The following is a 16,185-nucleotide window of genomic DNA, read 5'->3' as shown; positions in this document are numbered from 1 at the left end:
CGCAGGAACGTGTATTGCGGACAGCGCCGACAATCCCGCAGCCATCTCAAGGCTCGCAACGGAACTCACGCGATACCCCTCAAACGGGCAACAGGCTGCCCGATTCCCAGCCCTGGCAGCATTCAAATACCACTCGCGTCGCAGTAAGGATGACGTTCAAAACTCATCACCCCCGCAACCCGCCGTGGTTGTAGTTTGCGCCAGATTCTGCCAGTTTAGCAAACTGAAGGGAATTGTATGCACTCCTTGGCGGAAAGGGGCGTTCCGTTGGAAGAACGCCCAAAGACAAATATCAGCGGCCTCTCCGATTGGGACGCGGCCCGCATATTCCTGGAAGTCGTCCGATGCGGAAGTTTCCGCTCGGCGGCCGAACGTCTGTCCCTGTCGATCAACGCCGTCCGCCGCAGGATCGATGATTTCGAGCGTCAGACCGGCACCACCCTGTTCACCCGCGACGTCCACGGCACCCATTTGACCGATGAAGGCGCGATCGTGGCCTCTGCGGTCGAGCGCATGGAGGCGGCGGCCTTCGACGTGATGCGGACCAGCGATTCGACGGCCAACGTCCTGTCCGGCGAAGTCCGCGTCGCCGTCACCGAGGGACTCGGGACGTTCTGGCTTGCCCCGCGGCTGGTCGAATTCCAGCAAGCCTATCCGAAGATCCTGGTCGACCTGCATTGCGCAATGCGCTCGGCCGACGTCTCCCGCCACGAGGCCGACGTCGCTATCCATCTGTCACGTCCCTCGGCGCTCGACGTCAAGCTGGTGCGGCTCGGCCGCATGCATCTGATGTTCTGGGCGTCGGAGAAATACATCGCAAAACATGGCGCGCCGCGCTCGGCAGCGGAATTGATCAAGCATCGCCTGGTGCTGCAATTCGCCGACCAGCTCGCCGCCAAGGAATCTTTCGAAAGCTTCTTCCCGGGCGTTTCGGAACGTGACCTTCTGGTCATGAAAACCAACGTCTCGAGCGCCAACTACTGGGCGGTCGCGAATGGCGCCGGAATCGGCGTATTCCCGAGCTACGCCATTGCGCTTGGCGGGAAGTTGATTCCACTGGAGGTCGAGCTGAACCGACCGCTGGATATCTGGCTGTCCTACCATCCCGGTAGCGGACGGATTCCGCGCGTGCGGCACATGATTGACTGGCTGATCGAGGCTTTCAATCCGGCTCGCTTCCCGTGGTTTAAGGAGGAGTTCGTGCATCCGCATGAATTCAAGGACTCGTATATGGGCGAACCCCTGACCCAGCTCTTCGGGGGATTTTCAACCGAAGAACAACGGTGAGAAGTATGAAAGCAGCGGCGAAGAGAATGAAGCAGCGCAGTGCCGGCAAGCCGGACATTGAGCTTGGCAAGCGGATCCGTTTGCGGCGAGTCGAGATGAAGATCTCGCAGGCCGAGCTGGGCGAGAAGCTGGGCGTCAGCTTCCAGCAGGTGCAGAAATACGAGAAGGGCGTCAATCGCGTCGGCGCGGCCAGGCTTCAGCAGATCGCCTCCGCCCTCGATGTGCCCGTGACCTTCTTCTATGACGGCGACAACAAGGCGCGCGAAGTGGAGAGCCTGCTCTTCCTCGACAGCGCCTTCAGCCTCCGTCTGCTGCGCGCCTACAGCAAGATCAAGGACCAGACGGTGCAGCGTCAGCTCGTCTCGCTGATGGAATCGATCGCAGCGAACGAAAGCTGAGATCGATCGACGGTCCGGCCTTTGCGGCCGACGTTCAATCCGCCGCGTCGCGGGGGCGCGGCCGGATTGGACGAGACCGGACGAGAAGATATGTCTGCGCCCGCGCGCTTGCGCGCGGTCTTTCTCGGGGCGGTCTAGTCGGACCTTTTTCTTGGCGGTCTGCTGCCATGCGCCGAACTTCGCGCGCGCCATGCAATCGCAGCACAGGCGGATGCAAGCTCGCTTACCCCGGCCCCGGTTGACCGCGGTGGCGCCCGCGCCGCACATTGCCTCGCCAACGATTAGCGAGCGCGCGATGTCCGACATGTCCAGCACGACCGAAACGGCTTACGCCGACGGCAAGATCCTCAAGCACGCGGCCAGCGGCGTCGGCGTGATCACCTTCAACAATCCCGACAAGCGCAACGCGATGTCGCTGGAAATGTGGGAAGGATTTGGCGAGGCGCTGACCAGCCTGCGCGACGACGAGACAGTGCGCGTCGTAATCCTGCGCGGCGCCGGCGGCAAGGCGTTCGTTTCGGGCGCCGACATCAGCCAGTTCGAGAAGGTCAGACACAATGCAGCGGCGTCCGAGGAATACGCCAAGCGCAGCGCCGCCCAGCGCGCGCTGCTCGCCGACTATCCCAAGCCGACCATCGCCTGCATCCAGGGTTTTTGCCTAGGCGGCGGCATGCAGGTCGCGATGCTTGCCGACATTCGCATCGCTTCGCACGACAGCCAGTTCGGCATTCCCGCCGCCAGGCTCGGCATCGCCTATGGCTATGACGGCTTGCGTCACCTGGTGTCGCTGGTCGGCCCGTCCTGGGCGCGCCTGTTGATGTACACGGGCATGCGCATCGATTCCCCTGAGGCGCTGCGCATTGGCCTCGTCGAGCGCGTGATCCCCGACGATCAACTCTGGGGCGAGACCATGGGAATCGCACAGACCATTTCCGAAAACGCGCCGCTCGCCATCAAGGCCGCCAAGATCACCATCGCGCAGGTTCTGAAGGACGAGAGCCAGCGCGACATGGACACGATCAAGGCGATCGGCAACGCCTGCATGGACTCCCAGGATTTCCGCGAGGGCCGGCAGGCCTTCATGGAAAAGCGCAGACCCAAGTTCCAGGGGCGCTGAAACTGAATCTTCGTTCAGGAAGATTAAATTTCCCGCGCGCACGCACCGCGATAGCAACCAGTTGATCTGTCGAAAGTTCTCTCGCTACCAACGAGGGAGATTGCGATGAAACTCAAATTTGCTGTTCTCGGTCTGGCTGCCTTGGGCGGTGCGGCGCTCGCCTCGGGTCCCGCTCTCGCGGCAATGCCGAACGGCATCCCGCAGGCGGACAAGATTGCAGGCGGTCCCGCCGCCGATGTCGATCAGGTGCGCTGGGTCTGTAACCCCTGGGGCCGCTGCTGGTGGCGTCCGAACTACTACGGCGCCTACGGCTATTATGGCGGCCCGCGACGCTTCTACGGCCCGCGTCCGTGGGGCTGGGGTCACCGCTACCACCACTGGCGCCGGTGGTGAACGACAAAGGGGCCTGCAGGCCCCTTTTCTTTGACTACAGCGCCGCGAGCACCGCTTTCGTGATGTCCGCCGTGCCGTTGCTGCCGCCGAACTCCATCGGCTTGATGCCGCCGGCGTAGACCTTGTCCACCGCACGCTCGATCGTCTCGCCGGCCTCAGCCGCGCTCTCGACGCCATGCTTGTCGGCGAGCCAGTCCAGCATCATCGCCGCCGACAGGATCATGCCGGTGGGATTGGCCTTGCCCTGCCCCATGATGTCGGGCGCGGTGCCGTGGCACGGCTGAAACACCGCATACTTGTCGCCAATGTCGGCCGACGGCGCCATGCCGAGGCCGCCGATCAGGCTCGCGGTGATGTCGGAGACGATATCGCCGAACATGTTCTCCATCACCATCACGTCGAAATCCCAGGGCCGCTTCACCAGCATCGCCGAGCAGGCATCGACATAGAGCCGGTCGGTCTTCACCTCCGGATGCTTTTTGGCGATCTCGTCGAAGATGCCGCGGAAGAACGCAAAGGCCTTGAACACGTTCGCCTTGTCGACGCAGGTGAGCGCACCGGGCTTGCCGCGCGCCTTGCGCCGCTCGGCAAGGCGGAACGAGAACTCGAACAGGCGTTCGGACGCCTTGCGCGTGATCACCATGGTCTCGCGCGCATCCTCATGGGTGACGACGCCCTTGCCCATCGAGGCGAACAGGCCTTCGGTGGACTCCCTGATCACGACGAGATCGATGCCGCGCCGGTCTGCGCCGACGATCGGGCTCGGTACGCCCGGAATGAGCCGCGCCGGACGCACGCCGGCATAGAGATCGAAGATGAAGCGCAGCTCGATCTGCGGCGCGATCTCGGTGTTGTCGGGGTAGCGCACCGACGGCAGGCCGCAGGCACCTAACAGGATCGCATCCGCGTCCTCGCACAGCTTGATGGTGGTATCAGGCATCGACTTGCCGGTGGCGAGATAATTGTTGGCGCCGGCCGGGGCCTCCGTGAATCGGAAGCCCAGACCCGACTTCGCCTCGATCCTGCGCAGCACCTCGATCGCCGGCGCCATGACTTCGGGACCGATGCCGTCACCGGCGAGCACGGCAATGTGGAAGGCGTTATTTGCGGACATGAGAGCCTCAAGGAAGGAGTTAGCCAAGTGGTCATTGCGAGCGAAGCGAAGCAATCCAGAATCTTTCCGCTGAGGCGGTCTGGATTGCTTCGTCGCTTTCCTTCTCGCAATGACGGAGGAGAGAGCGTTCGTTACGGCGTCAGCACGGTGCGTCCGACCACCGCGCCCTGCTGCAACTGCAGCAGCGCGTCGTTGGCCCTGGCGAGCGGTACCGTCGTCACCGGGATCGGCGGCACCTTCTTCGCTCGCACCAGATCGAGCAATTCCTGCGTCTCACGCAAATTGCCGACATAGCTGCCCTGGATCGTCACGGCCTTGATCGGAATCAGCGGCAGCGCCCAGGTCGCGCCGCCGCCAAACAGGCCGACGATGACGAGCTTGCCGCCCTTGGTCAGGCAGTCGAAGCCGAGCTGCGTCGTCGCGGCGTTGCCAACGAGGTCGATCACGGCGCGGATCGGCCCGCCCGCCTTCTTCGCGAGCTGCTGCAGCGCGTCCGACGCCTTGGGATCGACGGTCGCGAGTGCGCCGGCCTTTTCCGCCGCCTCGCGCTTCTTAGCATCGATATCGACCATGATTGCGCCCTTGCCGCCCATCGCTTTCAGCAGCGACAGCGCCATCAGGCCAAGGCCGCCGGCGCCGAACATCACGATCGGCGTGTCGAAATGCTGCTCGACCTTCTTCAGCGCGCTGTAGGTGGTGACGCCCGAGCAGGCATAAGGCGCGGTCGTCGCGGGGGCGAGCCCTCTCAGGTTGAGCAGATAACGCGGGTGCGGCACCAGCATGTGGTCGGCATAGCCGCCATCGCAATAGACGCCGAGCGAGCGCGGCGTCAGGCACATGTTCTCCTCGCCGCCAAGGCACGTGGCGCATTTGCCGCAGCCGATCCAGGGATAGACCAGGCCGACATCGCCGAGCTTGAGGTCGCCCTGGTCGGTCGGCTTTACGTCGGGCCCGAAGGCGAGGACTTCGCCGACCGTCTCGTGGCCCATGGTCAGCGGCAGGTTGATGCCGCGGTCCTTCAGCGACAGCGGCTTGCGGCCGTGACCGAGATCGTAGCCGCCTTCCCAGATGTGGAGGTCGCTGTGGCAGACGCCAGCCGCCTTCACCTTGATCAGAACCTGGGTGCCCGAGGGCTGCGGCGTGGCCTCGTCGACCTCCTGCAGCGGCGCCTTGAAATCGGCGACCTTGAAGCTCTTCATCGACGTCCTCCCGGCATGTTCTTGTTGTCGCGCCAGCATGCCACGACCGGCGAGGCGAGACAAACCCCGACCGTCTTAGTTTAGGCCAGCGGATGATGGCAAGCCGCGAACTGGCCGGGCACGATTTCACGCAACTCCGGTATCTCCGCGCTGCATCGCTGATCGGCCCGCGGACAGCGGGTGCGGAAGCGGCAGCCGGACGGCGGCGCAATCGGCGATGGCGGCTCGCCGCTCGCTACACTCTCAACGGGACGCACATCCGGATCAGGCACCGGGATCGCCTGCAACAGCAACCCGGTATAGGGATGCGCCGGCTTTGCGAACAATTGCTCGGACGGCCCGACCTCGCAGAGCCGGCCGAGATACATCACCGCGACGCGGTCGCTGACCGCTTTGACCACGGCGAGATCATGCGCGATGAACAGCAGCGTCAGGCCGAAGCGCGCCTTCATCTCCTCCAGCAGATTGAGAATCTGCGCACGGATGGAGACGTCGAGCGCCGACACCGGCTCGTCGCAAACGATGAACTCAGGATTGAGCACCAGCGACCGCGCGATGCAGATGCGCTGGCACTGCCCGCCGGAGAATTCATGTGGCAGACGACCCGCCACGATATCAGGGTCGAGCCCGACCGCGGAAAGCACCCCGTGAACGCGCCGCTTGCGCTCGGCGGCATCCTTGACTCCAGCGATGATCAGCGGCTCGGCGACGATGTCGCCGATACGCCGGCGCGGATTGAGCGAGGCGATCGGGTCCTGGAAGATCAGCTGCACGCGGCGGCGCATCTTGCGCAGCGCCTCGCCTTCCATCGCCGTCAGATCCTCGCCGTCGAACATCACCCGGCCGGATTTGGCGCGGCGCAACTGCAGGACCGCGCGCCCCAGCGTCGACTTGCCGCAGCCGGATTCGCCGACCAGCCCCAGCGTCTCGCCGCGCGCGACCTGAAGGCTGACACCGGAGACGGCATGCACCGTCTTGTTGCCGAGACCATATTCGACGACGAGATTGTCGACGTTCAGCAGCGGCTCGGGGCGCACGGCAAGCTGCATCATGCGCCGATCCCCTCGGCCATCTGGATCGGATGGAAGCAGGCATAGAGATGTCCCGGCAGCTCCGCGCTCTTCAGCTCCGGTTTGGCCTCGTGACAGCGCCCCGCGGCATAACGGCAGCGCGGCGCAAAGGAGCAGCCACGCAGCGGCCGCGTCGGATCGGGCGGGCGGCCGGAGATCGCAGGCAGCGGCGTATGCGGCGCGATCTCCAGCTTCGGGATCGCCGCCAGCAGCGCCTCGGTGTAGGGCATGTGCATGCGCTTGAACAGCGCGGGCGTCGGCGCGCGCTCGACCACCCTGCCCGCATACATCACGGCCACCTCGTCGGCGCGGCCGGCGACGACGCCGAGATCATGGGTGATGATGATCATCGCCATGTGGCGGCGCCGCTGCTCGCGCGCCAGGAGATCGAGAATCTGCGCCTGGATGGTCACGTCGAGCGCCGTCGTCGGCTCGTCCGCGATCAGCAGTTTCGGCTCGCAGGACAGCGCGATCGCGATCGCGATGCGTTGGCGCATGCCCCCGGAGCATTGATGCGGATATTGCGCGAGCCGCTGTTCCGGTGCCGGAATGCCGACGGCCGCCAGCAGCTCGATGCTGCGCTTCCGTGCCGCCGGGGTATCCAGCTCGAGATGTTCCTGGATCGTCTCCATCAACTGGGTGCCGATGGTGAGCACGGGATTGAGTGAGGTCATGGGATCCTGGAACACGACCGCGAGATCGCGCCCGCGCAGGCGCCGCAGCCGTTCCGCATCGAGCCGCACCAGATCCTCGCCGTCGAACATCACCCGGCCCGTCAGCTTCGCCTTCTTCGGCAGGAGCTGAAGCACCGCGCGCGACAGCATGGTCTTGCCGCAGCCGGATTCGCCGACGATGCCGAGCGTGCGGCCGGCCGCCAGCGACAGGTCGACGTGATCCACCGCGCGCAAATTGCCGCGCGGTGTCGGCAGCTCGACCGCAACATCCTCGATGGTCAAGAGCGGCGCGCTCACAATGCCCCCTGACGCGGGTCGGTCAGCGCCCGCAAGGTATCGCCGACGAGGTTGAAGGCCAGCACGGTCAGGAACAGCGCCGCCGCCGGCAGGAAGGCGAGCCGCGGCGCGACGTCGAGGCTCTCACGTCCCTCGCCGATCATGCTGCCCCAGCTCGCCATCGGCGGCGGCACGCCGAGACCGAGAAAGGACAGCGCCCCCTCGACCACGATGGTGACGGCGACACCGAGCAGGAAGAACGCCAGCAGCGGCAGGATCACGTTCGGCAGCAGCTCGCGCAAGATGATGCGCGCATGGCTGGCGCCGAGCGCCTCGGCGGCAATCACGAACTCGCGCCGCGCCAGCGTCAGCGTCGCCGCACGCGCCACGCGCATGAAGGCAGGAATGCCAAGCACGCCGAGGATCAAGGTCAGATTGGGGACGGATTGGCCGAGATAGGCGGTCACGGCGAGCGCGAAGATCAGCGGCGGAAAGGCCAGCAGCACGTCCATGCTGCCGACCACCAGCGTCTCGAACCGGCCGCGGAAATAGCCGGCGAGCAGGCCGAGTGCGCCACCGAAAACGAGGCTGATCATCGGCGCGATCAGCCCGACCGTCAGCGACACTCGCGCGCCAAAGATCAGGCGGGCGAACTCGTCGCGCCCGAGCCCGTCGGTGCCGAGCCAGTGCTCTCCAGAGAACGCCGCGCGGCGCTCCAGCATGTCCATGTCGGTCGGGTTCTGCAGCGGCAGCACCGGCGCGAGGATGGCGAGCGCAAGAACGATGGCGAGCCAGCCGCTTGCGAGCCAGAACAGCAGGCCGAGCTTGCGCCTGCCGCGAACGGGCGCGGACGCCGCCTCGTCCTGAATTGACAGCTCAAGCGTGGCCATGGCGAATCCTGGGATCGAGCACGGCGTAGAGCATGTCGACGATGAAATTCACGAGGACGAAGCCGCAGGCGACCAGCAGCACCACGCCCTGGAGGATGACGAGGTCGCGGGTATAGATCGCGCCGACCAGCAGCCGGCCGATGCCGGGTAGCGCGAAGATCGATTCCACGATCAGCGTGCCGCCGAGCAGACGGCCGATATTGATCCCGGTCACCGTCACCAGCGTCAGCGACGAGGGCTTGAGCGCATGCACGAACAGGATGCGTGCGGGCTTGAGGCCCTTGGCCTTGGCGAGCGCGATATAATCCTCCTGCAAGGTGGCGATCATGTCGGAGCGCAGCACCCGCATGATGCCCGGCCATTCCGCCAGCGCCAATGTCAGCGCCGGCAGCACGAAGAAGCGCAGATTGGCCAGCGGCGCCTCGGTGAACGGCACATAGCCGGTCGCGGGCAGCCAGTGCAGCTCGACCGCGAACAGATAGATCAGGAGGATCGCGGTCAGGAAGGACGGCATCGACAGCATGGCGAAGGCGCTGCCGGTCATGAAGCGGTCGAAGGCGCCGCCGGCGCGCGCGGCGCAGGCGATCGCAAGCGGCACGCCGATCACGAGCCCGATGAACTCCGCCATCAGCATCAGCTGGAGCGAGACCGGAATGCGCTCGGCCACCGCCTGGAGCACCGTTTGCCCGGTGCGGAAGGAGCGGCCGAGATCGCCCTGCAACACATGGCCGAGCCAGCTCAGGTAACGCCACCACAGCGGCTGATCGAGCCCCATGTCGCGGCGTAGCGCTGCGACATTCTCCGGCGTTGCCTGGTCGCCGAGGATGACCAAGGCGAGATCGCCCGGCAGCAGCGAGGCAATCAGGAAGGTCAGCAGCGAGACGGCCAGAAGAACCGGTAGGATGGCAAGGAGCCGCCGAACGATGAAGTTCAGCATCGCAATTTCATTCCAGCCAGGTGTTCGAGACGTCGATCACGCCGTTGTAGATCTTCGGAAAGCCCTTCAGCTTGGCGCTCGACAGCGCGTAATAGGTGTTTTGGAAGGTCCAGAACCAGATCGCCTCCTTGTTGATCAGGCGGCTGATCGCGCAATAATCCTCGGTCCGTTGGCCGAGATCGGCCGTGACGCGCGCGTGATCCAGAAGCTTGTCGAGCTCCGGATCGGCGTAGTTGGACAGCGCCAGCGGGCTGCCACTGCGGAAGTTCGCGTACATCTGCGGATCGGGATCGGCGAGATCGACGATGCGCCACGGCGTCAGCTGGAACTGGCGGGTGAAGGCGCGCGACGGAATGGTGGCTTGATCGACCTGCTCGATCTCCATGTTGGCGCCGACGCGCTTCCAGAACTGCTGGAGCACCTGGCCGATCATGCGGCCGCGCGGCGTCGCGGTCACCAGCATCTTGAACTCGACCGGCTTGCCGTAGTCCTTGATCAGCGCCTTGGCCTTCTCGACGTCGAACGGCAGCGCACCGTCGTCCTTGCATTTGACCCAGGAACCGTCGCCGTAGGGGTTGGTCGCGGGCCGGCTCAGGCCGTTGCTGATCGCCTGCGACATTTTTGGACGGTCGATCGCCATCACCAGCGCCTGCCGCACGCGGACGTCGTCGAACGGCGCGACCTTGGTGTTGAAGGCGTAGACCTGTGCGCCCGAGCCCTTGTAGGTGTGCACGGTAAGCTTGGAGTCCTTCTGCGCCCTCATGATGTTGTCGGCGTCGTTCTCGTCGTCCCAGATGATGTCGGCCTCGCCCGATTGCAGCGATGCGAAGCGCGACTGCGCGTCGGGCAGCGGCTTTAAGATGACGCGGTCGAGATAGGGACGGCCCTTGTCCCAGTAGTTGGGGTTCTTCTCCAGCACCATGCGGTCGCCGGCAGTCCAGGATTTCAGGATGTAGGGACCGGTGCCGACGGGATTGCGATTATAGTCGTCGCCCTTGGTCTTCCAGGCGGTCGGCGAGTGCACCGCGTTGTTCTGGCTCTGGATGGTGATCACCGCCGGCAGGTTCACGGAGGGATCGGTGAGATTGTAGACGATGGTGTATTCGTCGGGCGCCAGCACTTCCTTGACATTGGTGATGTAGAAGGCGCAGCGGCACTTGTTGGCGGGGTCCTTCTGCCGGTCGAAATTTTCCTTGAAAGCCTGCGCATTGAACGGCGTGCCGTCGTGGAATTTCACGCCCTGACGGAGCTTGAAGGTCCAGCTCTTGTAGTCGTCCGAATGGGTCCAGGACACTGCGAGTTTTGGCGCCGCCTCGCCTTTCTCGTCCAGCGTCGTCAGCGTGTCGAAGATCGCGGCGGCGGCGGTGAAGGTGGAGGTGTCGTAGACGCCGACCTTGAGCGGATCGAAGCCTGCAATCTCCAGCTCCTGGCCGACGGTGATGCTGCCGCCCGACTTCTGCGCCTGCGCCGGCGAAGCCAGCGCAAATGCCGCAACAAGGAAAATCGGCACGCGCTTGCGTGCAACGGCAGCCGCGTTCGTCATGGTTCCTCCCGGGGTCCCTCGTCCGATGTTTCGGATCGTTGAATGACTCGGGGAGCGAGATTGGCGACAAATGTCCGCCACGGCAAGAGGAACGCACGAGGTTCGCGCGCCGCATGCCGCGGCGCGATGCATTCAGCGCGCCGCGGCCGTTTTGCCTGACGGAATTGGCGCCTCGTCCGCGAGACCGATCTCATCACGTAGCGCATCCGTGTGCTCGCCGAGCACGGCCATCGTCTTGGCCGGCGTGGTGTCGGCGCCCGACATTCGGAACGGCAGATTGAGGACCTGGAATGAACCGCCCTCGTCCCGCACCTCGGACAGCGCCTGCCGGTGCGCGAGCTGCGGATCGGCCAGCGCTTCTGACACGGTGCGATAGGCCGAGGCCGGGACGCCGGCCGCGCCGAGCGCGGCAAGGCATGCATCTGTCGGGAGCTGCCGTGACCAGGCTTCGACCCCGTCCATCATGTCGGCCCAGTTCTCGCGACGCGCGGCGTAGGTCGAGAAGCGCGGATCGGAGATCCATGCGGGGCGGCCGATCACCCCCATCAAAGCCTGAAACGTCTTCTCGCTGGCGATCGTGATCATGACGTAGCCGTTTTCCGTCTCGGTCGGCCCGAACATCGGGCGCGGCGGCGGCTTCACGGCGAATTGCGAGCTCTGCAACTCGGTCAGCGTCAGCGACAGCATCGTTTCGAGCATGGAGACGTCGATGTGCTGGCCAAGGCCCGTCACGGTGCGCTGATAGAGCGCGGACGCGATCGCGCCGAAGCCGTAGGTGCCGGTGACGACGTCGGCATGATAGATGCCGCAATATTCGGGGCGGTGACGGCCGGGCTGGTAGGCGAGATGCGCCATGTCGTAGCCCGAGGCCGCGTGGATCACCGGCGCATAGGCCGGCAGCTCGGCCGAGGGGCCGGTCTGGCCGTAGCCCGAGATCGAGCAGTAAATCAGCTTTTGGTTGACCTGACGCATGCTGTCGTAGTCGAGCCGCAGCCGGTGCATCACCCCCGGGCGGAAGTTCTCGACCAGGATGTCTGATGTCGCGGCCAGCCGGCGCACCGCCTCCTTGCCGTCTTCGGATTTGAGGTCGAGCACCACGCTCTTCTTGCCGATATTGAGCTGGCCGAACGTGGTGCTGCACCCCTTACGCAGCGGCGGCCGGGTCCGCATCGTCTCGCCGCCGTCGGTCTCGATCTTGATCACCTCGGCGCCCATGTCGGCGAGCATGCGCGTGCAATGGGGACCGGCAATCGTGGTCGAAAAATCCAGGACCCGCAGGCCGGCGAAGGCCTTTGTCGTCGTCCCCTCATCCTTATCTGCTAGCTGCATGCCTGCTTACGTCCTTGGGTGTCTTAGGAACTTATCGAAGTTCTCTGTTGTTGATGCGGCGACCCTAGAGGGCGGCGGCTGAGTAGGAAAGTGTTTACCGAACCGACGCGCCGCATGGGCGGGCTTGGGAATTCCGGGACAACTGGACCCGTTCTTGCATAGCAGCAAACGGGATCGGCAGAGGGCGGCTGTTCTTGAGGGTCTTGTTCGTCACGACAGAGATGGACGACTTCGTCCGCGTCGGCGGACTTGGAGCCGTGTCCGCCGCCCTCCCCCGCGCCCTTCGCTCCTTTGCCGATATCCGGATCATGCTGCCCGGCTATCGCGACATCATCGAACAACTCACGCACATTCAAATCGTTGGCCGCTGTCCGGCATTCGCGGAGATGCCAGCCTGCTCGCTCGGGCGGGCCGCGACCAAGGACGGCCTGCCGGTCTACGTGCTGTTGTGCTCACAGCTCTACGACCGGCCCGGCAATCCCTATGGCGACGAGTCCGGGCGCGACTGGCCGGACAACGACATCCGCTTCGCGCGCCTTGCCTCGGCTGCCGCTGAGCTGGCCATGGGCACGCTGGATAAGAATTGGGCAGCAGACCTGATCCATGCCAATGACTGGCAGGCCTCGCTCGTGCCGGCCTATCTCGCCTGGCGCGGCGCCAAGCTGCCGTCGATCCTGACCATCCACAACCTCGCCTATCAGGGCCTCTTCCCGAAGGACTCGCTGCGGCGGATCGGCGCGCCGGAGAGCTCGTTCCATATCGACGGCGTCGAATTCTACGACAAGGTCTCCTTCCTCAAGGCCGGGCTGGTCTATGCCTCGCACCTCACCACGGTCAGCGGCACCTATGCACGCGAGATCACGACAACCGAATTCGGCTGCGGCCTCGAAGGCCTGCTTCGCGTCCGCTCCGACGCGGCCGAGCTCACCGGGATCCTCAACGGGATCGACGAGAGCTGGGACCCACGCTCCTGCGCACAGCTCGCGCAGCAATTCGGCGCCGGCGACTGGGTCGGCAAGAAAGCGAATGCGGACTACGTGCGCAAGCAGTTCGGGCTTGCGGTGTCGCGCGGGCCGATGTTCGGCATCGTCGCCCGCCTCGTGCACCAGAAGGGCATCGACCTCGTGTTGTCGGCCGCCGACGAGATCGTCGATGCCGGCGGGCAGATCGTGATCACCGGCTCCGGCGAGCCGGCGCTCGAGCAGGCCGTGATCGACGCGCATCGCCGCCGCCCCGATGCCATCGGCGTCGTGATCGGCTTCAACGACGCCCAGGCGCGCCGCATTTTCGCCGGCAGCGATTTCACCCTGATGCCCTCGCGCTTCGAACCGTGCGGGCTCAGCCAGATGTACGCCCAGCGCTTCGGTTCGCTGCCGATCGGACACCAGACCGGCGGACTTGCCGAGACCATTACCGACGGCGAGACCGGCTTCCTGTTCGCAAGACCCTCGCGCGAATCCTTCATCGGCGGCGTCCGCCGCGCGTTCGAGGCGTTCATGGCGCAGGACCAGCTCGATACCATGCGCCGCAGCGCGATGGGACGATCGTTCTCCTGGAGCATCTCGGCCGGCTGCTACAGCGCGCTGTACCGGAAGCTGGCGTCGGTGTGAGCTGCTTCCTCATTCTCCGTCATTGCGAGCGTAGCGAAGCAATCCAGAATCTCTCCGCGGCGGCAGTCTGGATTGCTTCGTCGCAAGGGCTCCTCGCAATGACGGTGTTTGTGGCGGCCACCGGGCACCTCACCCCTTGCCGCGCACATCCATCTGCGGCCGCCCGATCCAGACGCGGTTCAAGCACCGGATCATCCAATCGGGCTGCGGCTCGCCCCGCAGCCGCGCCTGCGCCTCCTGATAGGGGCCGACATAGCGCAGCCGGTCGGGCAGTTTCGGATAGACGCGCCTGATCCAGGTCAGCGCATTGTCGGCGGCTCTGATGTCGCGCTCGTCAAGCGCAAAACCGAACCCGGCGCGCAGTCGCTCCGGCAGCATGCGCGCCGCGAGCGCGCGGTACCATCGCGGTGGCCGCAACCAGGGACGGGCGCCGCTGAAGATCTGCTCGGCGATCTCGCGCGCCGCCGGGCTGACGGTCAGCGTATCCGACTGCGCCATCGCCTCATTGTAGGCTGCGAAGCCCGACCAGTCCGCCGGCAAATCATCCCCCGTCAGTCCGAACAGGGCGCCGTACAGCCGGGCCTCGCTCCAATAGCGCTCGCGCTCCTCCGCCGAGAGCGGCGGCAGCACCAGATCATGCACCATCAGCGCGGTCTCGACCAGCGTCGCATGGACCCAGCGGAGCGAGGGAATGTCGTTGGCGCAGTAGCGCGAGCCGGCCGCGAACGGACCGACGGTCTCGGGCATCTCGCCAATGATCATGCTGTGGCGCCGGTGCAACTGCCGGGACGACAGCAGCGCCCGGTCCAGCGAGCCGAACACCATGGTAAAGACGATGTCGAACGTGCGATGGAAGCGGCCGATCGGATCGGCAAGGGTGCGCGAATGCTCGGCGATCGCCGCCGCCACCCATGGATGCGCCAGCTGCAGCAACAGCGCACGGCCGGCGCCGAGAAAGATCACGGCCTCCCGGTCGATCCGCCAGGTCAGCGAGGACGGACCGAACACGCCGGCGACCGGTCCCGCCGCGTTCGCACGCAGCGTATCAAGCGACGCCTCCAGATCTTTTTCAACAACCAATTGCAAGCCTCGCGACGCAGACACGGCGACAATACCCCGGACCGCGGCGCTGCGAAATCGTCATCACGTAAAACAATGACGCACAAGGCCCTCACTCCGCCGCAATCGGCAGCGCGTCCATATGCTCGTGCAGCACCACGCCGGCGAGCGGATCGAATTCACCGATCCACGGCCTTCGTGCGAGCACGGATCTCGTGTGGGCATAACCCGCATCCCAGCGCTGCATGATCCCTGACGGACTGAAATCGATATCCTTGGTGTGGCTCTCGCGGTCCAGCTGCGGGGCGAGCAGGCGCACCACATGCATGCGCGTCGGGCAGCCATGGCTCGTGAGCTCGCGCACCGCCGGATCGCTGCGCTCGCGCTCGGGCAGACGCGCGGCGAGCTGGTTGATGACGTGGCGGAGGCGATGGGCCTGCTGCTGGCGCGCGATCTGACTGGCGATCCGGCTGGAATATTGCACGTCCTTGTGACGGTTCAGCACCTCCGCCATCGTGGTCGGCTCGGCCCCGACCGGATTCCACAGATGCACCGCGAAGATCAGCGAGTCCTTGCGCGGATTGTCGTCGAACACGGCCTCTGTCGGCGTGTTGGACAGGATGCCGCCGTCCCAATAGAGCTCGCCGTCGATGCGCACCGCCGGGAAGGCCGGCGGCAGCGCGCCCGAGGCCATGACGTGCTTCACCGTGAGCTCACCGTCGCGGCTGTCGAAATAGCGCATCTGGCTGGTGCGGACATGAGCCGCGCCGACAGTCAAGCGCGGTGAGCAGCGGTTGACGAGGCTGAAATCGACGAGTTCGAGCAGCGTCTTCTCCAGCGGCGCAGTCGAATAGAAGCCGGCGTGGTCGGCGCCGAGCGGAAAGGAATCCCCCGCATGCGCCAGCGGATTGGGTCGGAAGAAGCCGGGAATGCCGTTGGTGACCGTCGACCAATAGGTCAGCTTCTCGTTGAAGCCGGGAAACGCGGTGCGCAAATTCCAGATCGGATTCTGCTCCATCCGTTTCCAGAACTCCCTCAGACGCGCGAGTCGCTGCCCAGGCGCGTTGCCCGCAATGAGGCTCGCATTGATGGCGCCGATCGAGGTGCCGATGATCCAGTCAGGCTCGATGCCGGCCTCGTGCAGCGCCTGATACACCCCGGCCTGATAGGACCCAAGTGCGCCGCCGCCTTGGAGCACCAGTACGACCTGACCCGGCAGGTCCGTACCTTTGTTATGCGCGTTGTCCTGCATGCCGTTCATGTCTCGCTCCTGTTGAGCTTGCGCCGAC

15 protein-coding genes are annotated in these 16,185 nt (G+C 65.1%); 5 read left to right on the top strand and 10 right to left on the bottom strand.

Annotation, left to right across the window (positions count from 1 at the left end; genetic code table 11):
* The first annotated feature begins 237 nt into the window (after nt 1-237).
* The 4 genes from CWO91_RS08855 to CWO91_RS08840 all read left to right on the top strand — a co-directional run bounded on the left by CWO91_RS08855 (nt 238) and on the right by CWO91_RS08840 (nt 3,195).
* Nucleotides 238-1,287, top strand: a complete 1,050-nt coding sequence (locus tag CWO91_RS08855) for a LysR family transcriptional regulator (protein ID WP_130213124.1) — start codon at nt 238-240, stop codon at nt 1,285-1,287.
* 26 nt (nt 1,288-1,313) lie between these two features.
* Entirely contained in the window at nt 1,314-1,685 is a 372-nt protein-coding gene (locus CWO91_RS08850; RefSeq protein ID WP_020608151.1) for a helix-turn-helix domain-containing protein, read from the top strand.
* Between the two features lie 295 nt (nt 1,686-1,980).
* Entirely contained in the window at nt 1,981-2,802 is an 822-nt protein-coding gene (locus tag CWO91_RS08845) for an enoyl-CoA hydratase (protein WP_130213123.1), read from the top strand.
* A 105-nt stretch (nt 2,803-2,907) separates the two neighbouring features.
* Nucleotides 2,908-3,195 (top strand): hypothetical protein, encoded by a 288-nt coding sequence (locus tag CWO91_RS08840; protein ID WP_130213122.1) that lies wholly within the window; start codon nt 2,908-2,910, stop codon nt 3,193-3,195.
* Between the two features lie 34 nt (nt 3,196-3,229).
* Here the strand turns inward: CWO91_RS08840 and CWO91_RS08835 are convergent, their stop codons facing one another.
* The 8 genes from CWO91_RS08835 to CWO91_RS08800 form a co-directional block, all read right to left on the bottom strand.
* On the bottom strand, nt 3,230-4,309 hold the full coding sequence (locus CWO91_RS08835; RefSeq protein WP_130213121.1) for an isocitrate/isopropylmalate dehydrogenase family protein: 1,080 nt from the start codon (nt 4,307-4,309) through the stop codon (nt 3,230-3,232).
* Nucleotides 4,310-4,440: 131 nt separating this feature from the next.
* Entirely contained in the window at nt 4,441-5,508 is a 1,068-nt protein-coding gene (locus CWO91_RS08830) for an alcohol dehydrogenase (RefSeq protein WP_130213120.1), read from the bottom strand.
* An 80-nt stretch (nt 5,509-5,588) separates the two neighbouring features.
* A complete protein-coding gene (locus tag CWO91_RS08825; protein WP_130213119.1) occupies nt 5,589-6,560 on the bottom strand; it encodes an ABC transporter ATP-binding protein in 972 nt (323 codons plus the stop codon).
* Entirely contained in the window at nt 6,557-7,549 is a 993-nt protein-coding gene (locus CWO91_RS08820) for an ABC transporter ATP-binding protein (protein WP_130213118.1), read from the bottom strand. The genes CWO91_RS08825 and CWO91_RS08820 overlap by 4 nt, the downstream gene beginning before the upstream one ends.
* Complete coding sequence (locus CWO91_RS08815) at nt 7,546-8,418, bottom strand: ABC transporter permease (protein WP_130213117.1); 873 nt, start codon at nt 8,416-8,418, stop codon at nt 7,546-7,548. The genes CWO91_RS08820 and CWO91_RS08815 overlap by 4 nt, the downstream gene beginning before the upstream one ends.
* A complete protein-coding gene (locus CWO91_RS08810) occupies nt 8,405-9,355 on the bottom strand; it encodes an ABC transporter permease (protein WP_130213116.1) in 951 nt (316 codons plus the stop codon). The genes CWO91_RS08815 and CWO91_RS08810 overlap by 14 nt, the downstream gene beginning before the upstream one ends.
* Nucleotides 9,356-9,362: 7 nt before the next feature.
* Nucleotides 9,363-10,898: an ABC transporter substrate-binding protein gene (locus CWO91_RS08805; RefSeq protein WP_130213115.1), complete on the bottom strand. Its 1,536-nt coding sequence runs from the start codon at nt 10,896-10,898 to the stop codon at nt 9,363-9,365.
* A 132-nt stretch (nt 10,899-11,030) separates the two neighbouring features.
* The gene (locus CWO91_RS08800) at nt 11,031-12,227 is read right to left on the bottom strand and encodes a CaiB/BaiF CoA transferase family protein (protein ID WP_130213114.1); all 1,197 of its coding nucleotides are present in this window, start codon (nt 12,225-12,227) and stop codon (nt 11,031-11,033) included.
* A 194-nt stretch (nt 12,228-12,421) separates the two neighbouring features.
* Between CWO91_RS08800 and glgA the strand changes: the two genes are divergently transcribed.
* Nucleotides 12,422-13,837 (top strand): glycogen synthase GlgA, encoded by a 1,416-nt coding sequence (gene glgA / locus CWO91_RS08795; protein ID WP_130213113.1) that lies wholly within the window; start codon nt 12,422-12,424, stop codon nt 13,835-13,837.
* Nucleotides 13,838-13,966: 129 nt separating this feature from the next.
* Here the strand turns inward: glgA and CWO91_RS08790 are convergent, their stop codons facing one another.
* Both CWO91_RS08790 and CWO91_RS08785 read right to left on the bottom strand, forming a co-directional pair.
* Nucleotides 13,967-14,917: an oxygenase MpaB family protein gene (locus CWO91_RS08790; RefSeq protein ID WP_165405313.1), complete on the bottom strand. Its 951-nt coding sequence runs from the start codon at nt 14,915-14,917 to the stop codon at nt 13,967-13,969.
* 91 nt (nt 14,918-15,008) lie between these two features.
* Nucleotides 15,009-16,157, bottom strand: coding sequence for a patatin-like phospholipase family protein (locus tag CWO91_RS08785; RefSeq protein ID WP_130213112.1), 1,149 nt, complete (start codon nt 16,155-16,157; stop codon nt 15,009-15,011).
* Nucleotides 16,158-16,185 lie beyond the last annotated feature (28 nt).

Source organism: Bradyrhizobium genosp. SA-3, assembly GCF_004212635.1.
Classification (GTDB): domain Bacteria; phylum Pseudomonadota; class Alphaproteobacteria; order Rhizobiales; family Xanthobacteraceae; genus Bradyrhizobium.
This window is presented reverse-complemented; position numbering and strand designations above follow the sequence as displayed.

What these genes read in the sequence shown, in the direction of transcription:
- CWO91_RS08855 (WP_130213124.1), top strand. Translation starts at nt 238, where the DNA reads ATGCACTCCTTGGCGGAAAGGGGCGTTCCGTTGGAAGAACGCCCAAAG.
- CWO91_RS08850 (WP_020608151.1), top strand. Translation starts at nt 1,314, where the DNA reads ATGAAGCAGCGCAGTGCCGGCAAGCCGGACATTGAGCTTGGCAAGCGG.
- CWO91_RS08845 (WP_130213123.1), top strand. Translation starts at nt 1,981, where the DNA reads ATGTCCGACATGTCCAGCACGACCGAAACGGCTTACGCCGACGGCAAG.
- CWO91_RS08840 (WP_130213122.1), top strand. Translation starts at nt 2,908, where the DNA reads ATGAAACTCAAATTTGCTGTTCTCGGTCTGGCTGCCTTGGGCGGTGCG.
- CWO91_RS08835 (WP_130213121.1), bottom strand. Translation starts at nt 4,309, where the DNA reads ATGTCCGCAAATAACGCCTTCCACATTGCCGTGCTCGCCGGTGACGGC.
- CWO91_RS08830 (WP_130213120.1), bottom strand. Translation starts at nt 5,508, where the DNA reads ATGAAGAGCTTCAAGGTCGCCGATTTCAAGGCGCCGCTGCAGGAGGTC.
- CWO91_RS08825 (WP_130213119.1), bottom strand. Translation starts at nt 6,560, where the DNA reads ATGATGCAGCTTGCCGTGCGCCCCGAGCCGCTGCTGAACGTCGACAAT.
- CWO91_RS08815 (WP_130213117.1), bottom strand. Translation starts at nt 8,418, where the DNA reads ATGGCCACGCTTGAGCTGTCAATTCAGGACGAGGCGGCGTCCGCGCCC.
- CWO91_RS08810 (WP_130213116.1), bottom strand. Translation starts at nt 9,355, where the DNA reads ATGCTGAACTTCATCGTTCGGCGGCTCCTTGCCATCCTACCGGTTCTT.
- CWO91_RS08805 (WP_130213115.1), bottom strand. Translation starts at nt 10,898, where the DNA reads ATGACGAACGCGGCTGCCGTTGCACGCAAGCGCGTGCCGATTTTCCTT.
- CWO91_RS08800 (WP_130213114.1), bottom strand. Translation starts at nt 12,227, where the DNA reads ATGCAGCTAGCAGATAAGGATGAGGGGACGACGACAAAGGCCTTCGCC.
- CWO91_RS08785 (WP_130213112.1), bottom strand. Translation starts at nt 16,157, where the DNA reads ATGAACGGCATGCAGGACAACGCGCATAACAAAGGTACGGACCTGCCG.